A 13,180-nucleotide genomic window follows, 5' to 3' on the forward strand; every position below is an offset into this window, starting at 1 on the left:
AAAATTGATTTTTCTGACACCCCCCAAATTGCATGAATTCTAATTTTAGTACTTCCCGGCTTAAGGGGAATATCCATATCGTGCTTGTTATTAGGTTGTTATGGGTCATGTTTCTGTTTCTGATCTGCCGTATACTTTTTTATGCGTTGAATACCGCGTTTTTTCCGGGAATTACCATTCCGGGTGCTTTAAGGTTATTTGTCGGCGGTTTGCGGTTTGATACCGTTGCCGTGTTGTATACCAACATCCTGTATATTCTCCTAATGCTTATTCCTTTTACCTTTAAATACAGAAGAGGGTATCAGAAAGGTCTGGATTATTTATATGTTTTTACCAACAGTGTGGCGCTGCTGGCCAACTGTGCTGATCTTATCTATTACCGTTTCACCATTAAGAGAAGTACCTGGACAGTGCTGAAAGAATTTTCCAACGAGGATAACCTGCACTTACTGCTGGGAGGATTTGCCGTCCGATACTGGTACATTGTGCTCATCTGGCTGGTTATGATTTTTTCTCTGGTTTTTGTCGCCAAAAGAATACAGGTTCAAAAGCGAGCACATGATCCTGGCTGGCAATTTTTTCTGGCACATCTGGTACTGATGGCTTTGTCTGTTTATTTGTTTATCGGAGGAGTTCGGGGCGGATTTTTACATAGTACCCGACCAATCACCTTGAGTAATGCAGGGGAATACGTTCAAAAACCCAAAGAAATGTTTATTGCTTTAAATACACCCTTTTGTATATATAAAACAATAGAATCGACAGATTATGAGAGGGTTAGTTACTTTTCCAGTGCCAGGGAGCTTCAGGAGGCTTTTGATCCGGTACACCAGCCCGGCGCGGTTCAGTCCCCCTTTAAGCCCATGAACGTGGTGATACTGATCTGGGAAAGTTTTGGCAAGGAAATGGTTGGGGCTTACAACCATGACCTGGAAAACGGGAAATACAAGGGTTATACGCCTTTTGTTGATTCGCTAATGGGGCATAGTAAAATTTTCTGGCATTCGTTTGCCAACGGAGCGAAATCCATTGAAGCAATTCCATCGGTGCTTACCAGTATACCGGGTATCAAGGAACCGTTTATTACTACCCGATATACAGACAACAAGCTCCCGAGCTTGCCCAGGATGTTGGGAGAAAAGGGTTATCATACCTCGTTTTTTCATGGTGCCCCCAATGGTTCCATGGGCTTTCAGGCCTTTGTGAACCTGATCGGCGTGCAGCAGTATTATGGCAAAACCGAATATGACAACGATGCCGATTATGACGGTATCTGGGGTATCTGGGATGAAGAATTTCTTCAGTTCTGGGCAAAAAAAATGAATACCTTTCAGCAGCCCTTTCAAAGTACCCTGTTTACGGTTTCCTCTCATGACCCTTTTAAGGTACCTGAGCGATACCGGAACAAATTTCCCAAAGGCCCGCTGCCGATCTATGAAACGATGGGATATTCGGATATGGCGCTGAGGAAGTTTTTTGAAACGGCCAAAAAAATGCCCTGGTATAAAAATACCTTGTTTATCATCACGGCAGATCATGCAGCAACATTTGCCCATTTCCCAAAGTACCAGACATCCGTAGGAAATTTTTCTATCCCGATTATCTTCTTTTCACCATCTGACAGCACCATGCGCGGTATCGACAGCACCAATCTGGTTCAACAGATTGATGTGATGCCGTCGGTATTAGGGTATCTGAATTACGATAAACCATATTTTTCTTTTGGTAAAAATGTATTCAAAAAACAGGCTTCCAATTATGCAGTTAACTACGACGGGGTATATCAATGGTATAATGGGCCCTATGTTTTGCAATTTGATGGACAGAAAGCCGTAGGTTTGTATAATTATCAGCAGGATAAGTTATTGAAACACAACCTGGCCGGACAGCTGCCTGTGGTGCAGAAGCCAATGGAAAATCAGGTAAAGGGATTTATACAGCAATATATAAACCGGATGCTGGACGATAAAATGGTGCCCTGAGGCATCTCTAAACTCCTTACACTCAATTTCTGTAAGGACATATTTGAATTTAATTATTAAAAATAAGATTGTTAAGTCTGGGCCGGGGATGTAAAATAGGTTAGAGGTTATGCCCGTCGATTGAAAATAGAATAAATACGAATGGAAAATAAAGAAGAAAATATCCCGCCTTTCAGAAATCACAGAGCAGGATTTGTAAGCATCATCGGAAAGCCCAACGTTGGGAAGTCCACACTGATGAACGTATTGGTTGGCGAAAAGATGTCCATCATTACTTCAAAAGCACAAACGACACGGCACCGGATTATGGGTATTCTTAACGGAACCTATGAAGATATCCCTTTTCAGCTGGTATATTCTGATACCCCAGGCGTGGTTAAACCGGCTTACAAGCTCCATGACTCCATGATGACCTTCGTCAAAGGTTCTCTGGAAGATGCTGACGTGGTACTTTTTGTAACAGAAATAGGGGAGAAGGCCGCTAATCATGAAGTAACACCCTTGCTGATCAGAACGGATGCACCGGTAATACTGGTACTGAATAAAATTGATTTATCGAGCGAAGAAGAGGTAAAAAGAAAAACCGAGGAATGGGAGCAGGCCATTCAACCTGCCGCCATAGTACCTATTTCTGCACTTTTAAATGCAAATATTCAGACGCTTTTTGACGCAATCGTGACCAGGTTGCCTTTTCACCCGCCCTATTTTGCAGATGATGAACTAACAGATAAGCCAGAGCGTTTCTTTGCTTCGGAAATTATTCGTGAAAAAATTTTTATGAACTACCGTCAGGAGATTCCATACAGCTCGGAGGTAGTGATTTCTGAATTCAAAGAAAAGGACGATATCATCGTTATCCGTGCCGAAATACTGGTGGAGCGTAAAAGTCAGAAAGGCATTATCATCGGGGAAAAGGGTGAGATGCTTAAGAAAGTAGGCACCCAGGCGCGGCATGATCTTGAAGAATTTTTTGGCAAAAAAGTATTCCTGGAACAACATGTAAAAGTAGAGCCCGACTGGCGCAGTAAGGAAAACAAGCTGAGACAGTTTGGATACGAAGAGTAACGTACAATTTATAAGAATGGAGGAGAGAAAACAAATGCTCTCCGGATCACAAAAAAGGTTTAGTGTAATTATGGCAAATGTAATATCAATAGTAGGGCGCCCGAACGTAGGCAAATCCACGCTTTTTAACCGCCTTACTGAAAGCCGCAAGGCAATAATGGATAACCAGAGCGGCGTAACCCGCGACCGCCACTACGGGTATGGGGAATGGACCGATCAGTACTTCACCGTAATTGATACCGGCGGGTATGTGGTGGGCTCGGAAGATATCTTCGAAGGGGCGATTAGGGAACAGGTAGAAATGGCGATCGAGGAATCCAAGGTGGTGCTGTTTATGGTAGATACCATGACGGGTCTGACGGATCTGGATAAAGATTTTGCGAATATCTTAAGACGTTTTAACAAGCCGGTTCTGCTGGTAGCCAATAAATCGGAAACACAGGAACGGTACCAGTCGGCTGCGGAGTTTTATGAGCTGGGTCTCGGCGATATGGTTTATGCGATTTCGGCCCAGACCGGCTTTGGTACGGGCGAATTGCTCGATGAGGTAGTCAAACACTTTGAAACCGCCGGAATTGAAAATCCCGAAGCAGGTATTCCAAGAATTGCGATCATGGGGCGCCCCAATGTCGGGAAATCGTCCTTTCTGAATGTCCTGACAGGAACAGAACGCAGTATTGTGACCGACATAGCGGGTACCACCCGGGACGCTATCCATACACATTACAATGCCTTTGGAATGGAATTTATTCTGACCGACACGGCCGGTATCCGCAGAAAATCAAGGGTGAAGGAGGACATTGAATATTATTCCACGCTTCGTTCCATCAAAGCAATGGAAGAGTCGGACGTATGTATAGTATTGCTGGATGCTACGCTAGGGTTGGAAGGGCAGGACCTGAATATTATTGGCCAGGCCGACAAAGCCAAAAAGGGGATCGTGATTATGGTGAATAAATGGGATTTGATTGAAAAAGATTCCAAAACCGCCGATAGATATAAAAAGGAGCTTTTGGAAAGGTTGGCCCCTATGAATTACATGCCGATCATCTTTGCGTCTGTAGTAGAAAAGCAAAGGATTCATCAAGTAATGGAAAAGGCGATGGAGGTATTCCAGAACAAAACCAAGAAAATCACTACCTCGAAATTGAATGAGGTAATGCAGGCTGAGATCGAAAAATATCCTCCACCGGCACACCGCGGCAAATATATTAACATCAAATATATGATTCAGTTGCCAACACCCTCGCCAACGTTTGTGTTTTTCAGCAGCAATCCTAAGCATATCCAGCCGCCTTACCTGCGTTATCTGGAGAACCGCATGCGTGAAAATTTTGATTTCTCAGGCGTTCCTATCACTATTTTCTTCAGAGAAAAGTAGTGTTTATCAGGATTTAAAAAAGGCGCAGGCTGGGATTTCCGGGCTGCGCCTTTTACATTTCATCTGTTTTTTTCTGCTGTTCGGCATGCATTAGAGGCACTCTGCCTTTTTTTATTTTCAAGATGCAACGCCATCCGATAAATTTGCATCTATCAGTTGAAAATGAAGGAGAAAGCAGAGAAGCAGGAGGGATGAAAAAAATTCAAAAAAAATGTTAAAAACAAGGTACTATGTATTGCAAGATACCTAACAAAACATATATATTTGTACCATCAATTAGTTACAACAGGCTTGGCATTAAATTTCTGAACAGTTGAAACAATATTAGCTATGAAAATCCTGAAATTATTCCTTCTTTTTCTTCTGGTAAGTCTGCAGGCCAGAGCTACCGGTTATACGCATAACATGTTTGTAGCACATAAAAAACTACAGGCAGGAAAAGAATGCAGCATAGTAATATCCAAGGACCATACTAAGAAAAACCACAAGCCAGCGAAGCAGGTGGTGAAAACAGTAAATTATCATGAGGCTTCCAAATCACTTACCAATCAGCTTTGTGACCAGGTTAGTGGTATTGCTACCCTGAACGAGCGGATACTCGCTGAGGGGCCATCTGCAATTTTTAAGAGTGAAAGTGAGGAGGAAAAAGAAGCAGACAATACGATTGTTTCGGGCTTGGTAGACCTGGTTAAAAGAACCATTTATGTCATGGTCGGTTTACCAGTTGTTGGCAGGCCATAAGGATAAACTTGTTTAGATAAAAAACCCAGGATGGCTGCCACCCTGGGTTTTTTATGTTTATGCTACCACATTGGTTAATGTCCCGATGGGCTCAATCGTGATATGGACAATATCTCCGGTCTGAAGAGTAAAATCCGATGGAGGAATAATTCCTGTTCCTGTCATCAGGTAACATCCGGTAGGGAAAGCCATTTCTCTGAATAAGAACTTCAGCAGCTCATCCGGGGTACGTTTCATCTGAGACAAGGTAATTTCCCCGTTGAAAACCTCTTCCCCATCCCTGATGATCGACAGGTCGATGATGGTTTCAGGAGATAGCGGAACCTCCGGTACATACAGGCACGGGCCAAGAGCCGCACTGCCAGTGTAAGATTTGGCCTGAGGAAGATATAAAGGATTTTCTCCTTCAATACTCCTGGAACTCATATCATTGCCAATGGTATACCCCACCAGCGTGCCGGATTCTGTAGCAAAGAGGGTCAGCTCCGGTTCAGGAACATCCCAGGTAGAATCCTTGCGGATCCGTACCGTACCCTGATGTCCCACGACCCTCCAGGCAGTTGACTTAAAGAAAAGTTCGGGTCTTTCAGCCTCGTACACCCGGTCGTAAAAACTTCCGCCGCCAGCTTTTTCAGACTCTTCCATACGGGCCGTACGGCTGCGGAAATAGGTAACACCCGAAGCCCACACCTCCTGTGTACCAATAGGAGCAAGAATCTCCGGCATTGGTAAATCATCAGAAAAGGTAACAGGTATAAGACTTTCAATCTGCAGGCCAAGCCACTCATACAGATCATTACGATTGACCACTACGTCCCATTCCGTTTCATGCAAGCGATAAAACTGATCGTCATTTTCAAGTAGAATGCCGTGTTCGGTTCTGTATAATTTCATGGATTGTTTGAATTAAGTTTCATGATTATAAGCATACAGTAAAATTTCTATACTGTTATATCAATTACTATTCCCAGGCGCCTTCGGGCTATTGTACGTTTATCCGTTGTGCCAAAGCCGGCTGTCGATAGGAATTCTCCGTTGTTGAACGAGTTTGACTTCCGAAAATCTTTTATGATCGGGATGAATTAAAATATTCTGCGAAAAAGGTACAATCACAGAGGGGACGCCTATGGCCAGAACATCCGGCTTTTTAAGCCAGTCCATTAGCCAAAGCTGGGTTAAATCATAAGTTTTATGATTCCAGTAACCGGGCATCTGAGATTCGCTATAATGCCTGATATCGTCAGGGATCAGAATAGAAGAAAGCCAGTAGGTGGGAAGATCTTCGTAACGCACACCGGGAGCGTGTACCAGCGTTTCCACGAGCCCAAGTTCAGGAGAAGAGGTGGTATATAAAATACCGATTCCCTTTGGATTCCATCTGGCTCCGTACAAACGGCTACCTTCGGCCGAAAGGCTCTGGTCCCTGAATTTTTCTCTGACAATCTGGTAAACTACAGGCATAAACTCAGGCGGGAAGGCCATAGTCAAGACGGCCCAGCACATCGTCTGCCAGGCCAAAGCCCGTTACAGTATCCATCATCTGAATGGGAGACTGCCCGTTAAGCTCACTTAAAGGAGTGCGCAGCCATTGCTTCACAATATTCTCTTTGCCGTCAAAGGTATCCATTGCATGAAGCATAATATTTTTGAGCAACAAAAGCCTTTCGGAAGCATCGATGCTCAGCCGAGTTTCGGGCTGGATACGGTGAAGGTTCCTGGGAGTCATTCCCAGAATTCCCGCCATCTCGTTGTCAGTCAGCCCCACCATTTTTGAAACAGCGTCAGCCTGGGAACGTAACATTCCTAATCTTGATCTTCTGATTACTTCAAGATCACTTGCAGGCTCCTGCCCATAGGGTACATGCCTTTCGGAAACAATTGGTAAAGCCATAATGAAAACAATGACATATGTCCCAAATGTAGGTGACTTTTTTCGCTATAAAAAGTCTTTTACAACTTTTCTTTTAAAAATTCGGCTGTATGATTTCCTTTTAGCTTGGCCATTTCTTCAGGTGTTCCCGCAAAGGTCAGATATCCTCCGCCTTCTCCGCCATCCGGGCCCAGGTCCAGAATCCAGTCGGCACATTTGATAACCTCCATATTATGCTCAATAATCAGAACACTGTCTCCCTGTTCGACTAACGCATTGATCGCTTTCAGCAGTTTTTTAATATCGTGAAAATGAAGGCCTGTGGTTGGTTCGTCAAAGATAAACATCGTTTTACCCTTGTTTGACGACCCCTTCCCCAGGAAGGAAGCAAGTTTCACACGCTGAGCCTCACCCCCTGATAACGTATTGGAAGATTGTCCCAAACCTACGTATCCCAAACCTACCTCCTGCAAGGGCATTAATTTGTCCGCCAGTTTTGGCTCCGGTGCACTGAAAAAATCAATAGCCTCATCAACCGTCATATCCAGGATTTCCGCAACATCCTTTCCTTCATATTTCACTTCCTGAATCTCCTGTTTAAAACGCTTGCCGTTACAGCCCTCACACGTCAGATAAATATCGGCCATAAACTGCATTTCTATTTTTACCTGTCCTTCTCCCTGGCAAATTTCACATCGGCCGCCATCCACATTAAAAGAAAAATGGGAAGGTTTGTAACCACGCGCTTTGGAAAGCGGTAAATCCGACATCATCTGCCGTATGTAATCATAGGCCTTGATATAAGTAACAGGATTAGACCTGGATGATTTTCCAATCGGGTTCTGGTCAATCATTTCAATAGCCTCAATCCTGTCCAGGCTACCGGTAATCTCGTCAAAACGGCCCACCTCCTCACTGAATTCCCCTTTCAGGCGCATCAGAGCAGGATATAATACTTTCCTGATCAGCGTTGATTTACCAGAACCGCTTACGCCTGTCACTACGGTCAGGTTGTTCAAAGGAATTTTTACGTTCAGATCTTTAAGGTTATTTTCTCGGGCTCCCTTTACTTCCACGAAGTGTAAGGCCTTTCTGCGGATCTTTGGGACAGGAATGGAATCCATTTCCAAAAGAAAATCGAGGGTATGACTTTTACGATTTTGGTTTAAAAACGATGCTTTTTTATCATCATCCAGCAGCTCGCGCCAGTTTCCCTGGAAAACCACGTGGCCCCCGCCTGTGCCCGCCTCCGGCCCGATGTCAATAATCTGATCGGCCGCATGCATAACCTCCTCCTCATGTTCCACCACAATTACCGTATTACCCAAATCCCTCAGGGATTCCAGTACGCCCACAAGCCTTTTGGTATCCCTCGGGTGAAGCCCGATACTGGGTTCATCCAGAATATACATAGATCCCACCAAAGCGCTGCCCAGGGAGGTAGCAAGTTTAATCCGTTGAAACTCCCCTCCGGACAGGGTATTTGTGAGCCGGTTTAAAGTAAGGTATCCCAGCCCGACCCGGCACATATATTCCAGCCTGGATTCTATTTCAGTGAGCACGCGTCGGGCAACCTGTCGGTCGTGCTCGCTGATATCTAGCTGTTTAAAAAATGAAAGAACATCCTGAATCGGCATTAAAACGATATCGGTGATTGATTTCCCCGACACTTTAACGTACGATGCGTCTTTGCGAAGCCTGGAGCCTCGGCAATCCGGGCAGGTAGTACGGCCGCGGAAGCGCGACAGCATCACGCGATACTGGATCTTGTAAGTCTGAGATTCAAGCTCTGCAATGAAATCATTGATACCCTGAAAATACTGGTTACCTGTCCAGAGCAGATTTTGCTGTGCGGGGGTAAGATCCCGGTATGGCCGATGGATCGGAAAGTCAAACTTCACGCCGTTACGAATCAACGGCGTGAGCCAGTCATTCATTTTTTCGGTGCGCCATGGAGCAATTGCACCCTCATAAACCGACAGATTTTTATCCGGAATAATAAGGTCCGGATCGATACCTAATATTTTACCAAAGCCTTCACAGCGCTTGCACGCACCAAATGGATTATTGAAACTGAAAAGATTAACAGAAGGTTCTTCAAAAATGATACCGTCGAGTTCAAATTTATCCGAAAATGCTTTTCGCTCTCCACCCATTACCTCAACAATACAAACGCCCTCTCCTTCGAAAAACGCCGTTTGTACTGAGTCGGACAGCCGGTACTGTGTATCCTCGTCATCTTTTCTGATACCCGCGCGATCAATAAGTATAAAAATGGGTTGGCCGGCCTGTGTATAATTTTCCGGATTTTCGAGTACATCTTCAATCTGAACAACCTGCCCACCCAGTATAATCCTGTTGTAACCTTTTGACAGCAATATTCCCAGCTCCTCCTCTTGCGTTCGCCCTTCCCGGATCAGCAGCGGCGCCAGAATAAGTACCCTGGTTCCGTCCTCATGGCTGAGCATGAAATTGACCACGTCCGTCACGGAATCCTTCCTGACCAGTTCACCCGAAACAGGTGAATAGGTATGGCCAGCCCTGGCAAAAAGTAATTTCAGATAATCATAAATTTCAGTAGAGGTCCCTACGGTTGATCTTGGATTTCGGGTATTTACCTTTTGCTCAATGGCGATAGCCGGAGAAATACCTTTGATATATTCCACCTCCGGTTTTTCCATTCGTCCTAAAAACTGGCGGGCATAGCTGCTCAGACTCTCCACATACATCCGTTGTCCTTCTGCGAAAAGGGTATCAAAAGCCAGGGAAGACTTCCCGGAGCCGGACAAACCCGTAATCACCACAAGTTTGTTACGAGGAATGGCTACATCAATATTTTTAAGATTATTTACCTTGGCACCCTTTATCAGGATATATTGTCTCGGATCAAGGTTGTCAAACTTGGATGCTTCAATCCGTGGCACGGTCAATTGCGTCATAAGGAATTACAGATGGGTCTATCAGAGGAAATGGGAAATCCCTATCCAGTAGTTAACCCAAAATTCGCCTTTTTAGTTTGAGTTTCCTAGCTGGTTTTCACAATCGGGATGGTTTTAATGACCGGTCTCTTCTTGCTTTTTCTTACGGATCTTTACAAGAACTATGCCATGTTTCTCGAAAATTATTTCCTGAAAATCGTAGTGGGAAAGACCAGCCTTTCTGCCAAAAACAATATCACCTGCTTTCGGCTTACGTTCCTGGGCATAAAGTCCTGAATAAAAGTGAAAGCTCGGGTTGTAGTGATCAAGGACTACCAAATTTTTGTCTCCTCTTTTTTTAACAATTAAGGCGGCTTCCTTCACCGGTAACTGTAACAGAGTTCCCAGCCGCGGCATCCACAAGATATTAACGGTTATCAGTAGAACAATGCCCGTGAGCCCCATCCGGATTTCTGCCTGCCAATCTTTTTTAATCCAAATAATCAGAAGCAAACCCACTAACAGGCACATGATGACGGCATATTGGGCATCAAAAATCTCAGGCACAACCCTGATCACGTCAACAGCGTAGGCGTTTGTGATCTCGGGTATAGCCAAGCCAACCATGAAAGGGATAAGAGCCAGCCAACCAAGCAGTATAAAAGACGGCCATGCAACAGGTAACTTGTGGGTTTTGGTAGCGTACCAGCCCCCGATCATGCACAACGGGCTGTATCCGTAAATGATGTAATGATGAAGTTTTGTGCCTGACAATGAGAAGAGTACAAACACGAGACCGAACCAGATGAACAGGAAGGAGAGCAACTTATCTGACCAGATGAAGCGGATTTTGCCAAAAGACTTTAATATAATGGCCGTAAACGGAAGTAATCCGAGGACCAGGATAGGCACGAAGTACAAGATCCCTCCGTAGTGCCCTTCAAAGGCGGTTTGAAAACGGTTCACATTATGCCTGAAAAAAAAACCGTTGATAAAATCCATCCCTGCGCGCTGGTATTCCAGGATGTACCATGGTACCGCAATCACTAAAAATATCCCAAGCCCAACAGGGTCGAAAATTTTAAGCAGCGGTTTCCAGGTTTTCCATCGGATCAGATATATAAGAAAGACTGCCCCTGGTATCAGTATGGCTATGGGCCCTTTTGCCATAAAGCCAATGGCTGTGAAGGTATAAAAGACCCAGAGAAATTTCCTGTTGTGGTTCCAGAACGCCTCATAAAGGCAAAACATGGCGCCAGTTACAGAGGCGTTCAGCAGAGAATCCGCCAGAGCCGCTTTTCCGACAATGGTGATCTGAAGACTGGAAGCTGCTATCAGTGTAGCGAAGAAAGCAACGCGTTCGCCAAGCCGGTGTTTTGTAAAAAGATAGATAATAAGCATCCATAAAATGGCAGCCAGAGCGGAAGGAAGACGTATGGCAAACTCGTTCCAGCCAAAAACCTGCGCACTGGCATATTGCAGCCAGTTAGTAAGAGGCGGTTTGTCAAACCGTTGTTCCTGATTGACAAACGAGGAAACAAAATCATTCCTGGCCACCATTTCTCTTGTTCCTTCGGCAAAGAATCCCTCATCCTCATCAAACAGGGGTGTATTTTCAAGTCCCCAGAGAAACCCGGCCAATACATATATAATTAAAAATAATCTGCGTGTTTTTTCAGTAAGGATCATTCCGGGTCTTTTGGTAAGCTACGATCTAAATCATGGAGTTTGGAGGTCTAACCGCGACGACCGTTACCTAATACCAGGTATTACTTTTTCTTGAAAATTAAACACCACGTTAAAACAGAGAAAACAACCCCGATCATGGCGCCGGCAAGTACATCTTCCGGAAAATGTGCCAGCAGATACATCCGGGAATAGGCAACAAGGATGGGCGGCAAAAGTAAAAACGGCTTGACAAGGTTGCTTTTTGAACTAAATGCGAGGGTTGCAAACAGTGCAAATGCGGAGGTAGTGTGGCCCGATGGAAAACTTCCGAACTCATGAAGCGCTACACCAGATACCTGGTGCAAGGAGGGTAAAACGGACGCCAGTACTTTAGGGGGTCTGTAAAAATCCGTAAAAATGAATTTTTTTAAAAGTTGTGCAAAGATACCTGAAGAAGCATAACTCAAGATGACGCAAAGACCAGGACGTACCGAGAATAACAACATCAAGAGGCCAATACCCATTGAAAACCAGCCGTCCCCCCAATAGGTAATGAACGGGAATACGGCATCTCCCAGAGGACTCCAGTGCGCATTGATATGTATGAGCATGTCGGTCTGGCTGTGAAAAAGCTGGTAACTGGCATACATCACCCAAATACATAAGAAAGGGATAAGAAAGCTTCGCTGTTCGGTCCAAAAACTCTTCATATTTCAGAAAACGATAGCTCTGGAAGTAGAAAAAGTCACGCCTTTTGACTTCGCCTGGTCGAAAATAGGATCAGCAAGATGTCCCCAGTTGGGAACGTCCGACATGCAGTCTGTCAGAACCTCAATCTTTGAAATGAGTTCCGGGGCATATTTCAAGATCTGGCTGACACTGGTGGCTACACAATGGGAACGAGCCTCTCCTGTAATGAGTATCCGGTCAAAACTTTCCAGTTTTTTAAGAAATAGTTCATTTAAGGCTGTTTCAGGATCATTCCGGACAGGCACCTGCGCCCTGAAAACACCGAAATGCTCCGAAAGCGGGTTAATTCCCTTTTGAACGGAGGTATAATCGCGGCTTGTGCGGTGTGTCCATGCCAGTATGGCATCTGATATCGTATCGTCCAGAGCTGCCCCCCGCGTCCCGATCAGACAATGTTCGGGCCAGATAAAATGCTGAAATTCTCCTTCTCCTTCCAGCTGCACAAGGTACTCAGCTACATATTCTTTATGATAGCGCGGGATCCATCTGCCAGCCTTCACGGCTGCTGCGGTGATCAAAGTGAAAGGCGCAACTGAGTTTCCGTTGGGATCTTCCCAAAAGAGAGGGTGTGCAATATCCATCACATGATGTGTATCCAGTGTGAGAAATATTTCGTCGATTTTGTCCCCATGCAGAGCAATCAGCCCGGCAATGCGATTTACGTCTTCCTGGGCTCCCGGTACAAAAAGAGAACCGGCAGGATTACAAAAATCATATTGTGCGTCAATCAGCAAAAGCGCTGTTTTCATTATTCCAAATGAATAGGATGATTCGGATAAATACCGGATGCGGCAAAGATCATTAA

General features: G+C 44.8%; 11 protein-coding genes. 4 read left to right on the forward strand and 7 right to left on the reverse strand.

Annotated elements, in window-relative coordinates; all coding sequences use genetic code 11:
* Positions 1-32 precede the first annotated feature (32 nt).
* From KOE27_RS23810 to KOE27_RS23825, 4 genes are all read left to right on the forward strand, one after another.
* Entirely contained in the window at positions 33-1,982 is a 1,950-nt protein-coding gene (locus tag KOE27_RS23810) for an LTA synthase family protein (RefSeq protein WP_215241214.1), read from the forward strand.
* 141 nt (positions 1,983-2,123) lie between these two features.
* Complete coding sequence (gene era / locus KOE27_RS23815) at positions 2,124-3,047, forward strand: GTPase Era (protein ID WP_215241215.1); 924 nt, start codon at positions 2,124-2,126, stop codon at positions 3,045-3,047.
* A 70-nt stretch (positions 3,048-3,117) separates the two neighbouring features.
* Complete coding sequence (gene der, locus KOE27_RS23820) at positions 3,118-4,428, forward strand: ribosome biogenesis GTPase Der (protein WP_215241216.1); 1,311 nt, start codon at positions 3,118-3,120, stop codon at positions 4,426-4,428.
* Positions 4,429-4,758: 330 nt separating this feature from the next.
* Positions 4,759-5,169, forward strand: a complete 411-nt coding sequence (locus KOE27_RS23825; protein ID WP_215241217.1) for a hypothetical protein — start codon at positions 4,759-4,761, stop codon at positions 5,167-5,169.
* A 57-nt stretch (positions 5,170-5,226) separates the two neighbouring features.
* On the opposite strand, the gene KOE27_RS23830 is transcribed toward KOE27_RS23825, so the two are convergent.
* The 7 genes from KOE27_RS23830 to KOE27_RS23860 all read right to left on the reverse strand — a co-directional run bounded on the left by KOE27_RS23830 (position 5,227) and on the right by KOE27_RS23860 (position 13,124).
* Entirely contained in the window at positions 5,227-6,063 is an 837-nt protein-coding gene (locus tag KOE27_RS23830) for a fumarylacetoacetate hydrolase family protein (protein WP_215241218.1), read from the reverse strand.
* A 99-nt stretch (positions 6,064-6,162) separates the two neighbouring features.
* Positions 6,163-6,630, reverse strand: coding sequence for an RES family NAD+ phosphorylase (locus KOE27_RS23835; protein WP_215241219.1), 468 nt, complete (start codon positions 6,628-6,630; stop codon positions 6,163-6,165).
* A 4-nt stretch (positions 6,631-6,634) separates the two neighbouring features.
* A complete protein-coding gene (locus KOE27_RS23840) occupies positions 6,635-7,060 on the reverse strand; it encodes an antitoxin Xre/MbcA/ParS toxin-binding domain-containing protein (RefSeq protein ID WP_215241220.1) in 426 nt (141 codons plus the stop codon).
* A gap of 59 nt (positions 7,061-7,119) precedes the next feature.
* Entirely contained in the window at positions 7,120-9,978 is a 2,859-nt protein-coding gene (gene uvrA / locus KOE27_RS23845; RefSeq protein ID WP_215241221.1) for an excinuclease ABC subunit UvrA, read from the reverse strand.
* Positions 9,979-10,092: 114 nt separating this feature from the next.
* Positions 10,093-11,646 carry an ArnT family glycosyltransferase gene (locus tag KOE27_RS23850; protein WP_215241222.1) on the reverse strand — a complete coding sequence of 518 codons (1,554 nt, stop codon included), beginning with the start codon at positions 11,644-11,646 and terminating at the stop codon, positions 10,093-10,095.
* Between the two features lie 80 nt (positions 11,647-11,726).
* Positions 11,727-12,335 (reverse strand): phosphatase PAP2 family protein, encoded by a 609-nt coding sequence (locus tag KOE27_RS23855; RefSeq protein WP_215241223.1) that lies wholly within the window; start codon positions 12,333-12,335, stop codon positions 11,727-11,729.
* Between the two features lie 3 nt (positions 12,336-12,338).
* The gene (locus KOE27_RS23860) at positions 12,339-13,124 is read right to left on the reverse strand and encodes a cysteine hydrolase family protein (RefSeq protein WP_215241224.1); all 786 of its coding nucleotides are present in this window, start codon (positions 13,122-13,124) and stop codon (positions 12,339-12,341) included.
* Between the last annotated feature and the right edge of the window lie 56 nt (positions 13,125-13,180).

It is taken from the genome of Dyadobacter sp. CECT 9275 (assembly GCF_907164905.1).
Classification (GTDB): domain Bacteria; phylum Bacteroidota; class Bacteroidia; order Cytophagales; family Spirosomataceae; genus Dyadobacter; species Dyadobacter helix.

Coding starts and splice junctions, on each gene's coding strand:
- der (WP_215241216.1), top strand. CDS start 3,118: ATGGCAAATGTAATATCAATAGTAGGGCGCCCGAACGTAGGCAAATCC.
- KOE27_RS23825 (WP_215241217.1), top strand. CDS start 4,759: ATGAAAATCCTGAAATTATTCCTTCTTTTTCTTCTGGTAAGTCTGCAG.
- KOE27_RS23840 (WP_215241220.1), bottom strand. CDS start 7,060: ATGGCTTTACCAATTGTTTCCGAAAGGCATGTACCCTATGGGCAGGAG.
- uvrA (WP_215241221.1), bottom strand. CDS start 9,978: ATGACGCAATTGACCGTGCCACGGATTGAAGCATCCAAGTTTGACAAC.
- KOE27_RS23850 (WP_215241222.1), bottom strand. CDS start 11,646: ATGATCCTTACTGAAAAAACACGCAGATTATTTTTAATTATATATGTA.
- KOE27_RS23860 (WP_215241224.1), bottom strand. CDS start 13,124: ATGAAAACAGCGCTTTTGCTGATTGACGCACAATATGATTTTTGTAAT.
- KOE27_RS23835 (WP_215241219.1), bottom strand. CDS start 6,630: ATGCCTGTAGTTTACCAGATTGTCAGAGAAAAATTCAGGGACCAGAGC.
- KOE27_RS23810 (WP_215241214.1), top strand. CDS start 33: ATGAATTCTAATTTTAGTACTTCCCGGCTTAAGGGGAATATCCATATC.
- KOE27_RS23830 (WP_215241218.1), bottom strand. CDS start 6,063: ATGAAATTATACAGAACCGAACACGGCATTCTACTTGAAAATGACGAT.
- era (WP_215241215.1), top strand. CDS start 2,124: ATGGAAAATAAAGAAGAAAATATCCCGCCTTTCAGAAATCACAGAGCA.
- KOE27_RS23855 (WP_215241223.1), bottom strand. CDS start 12,335: ATGAAGAGTTTTTGGACCGAACAGCGAAGCTTTCTTATCCCTTTCTTA.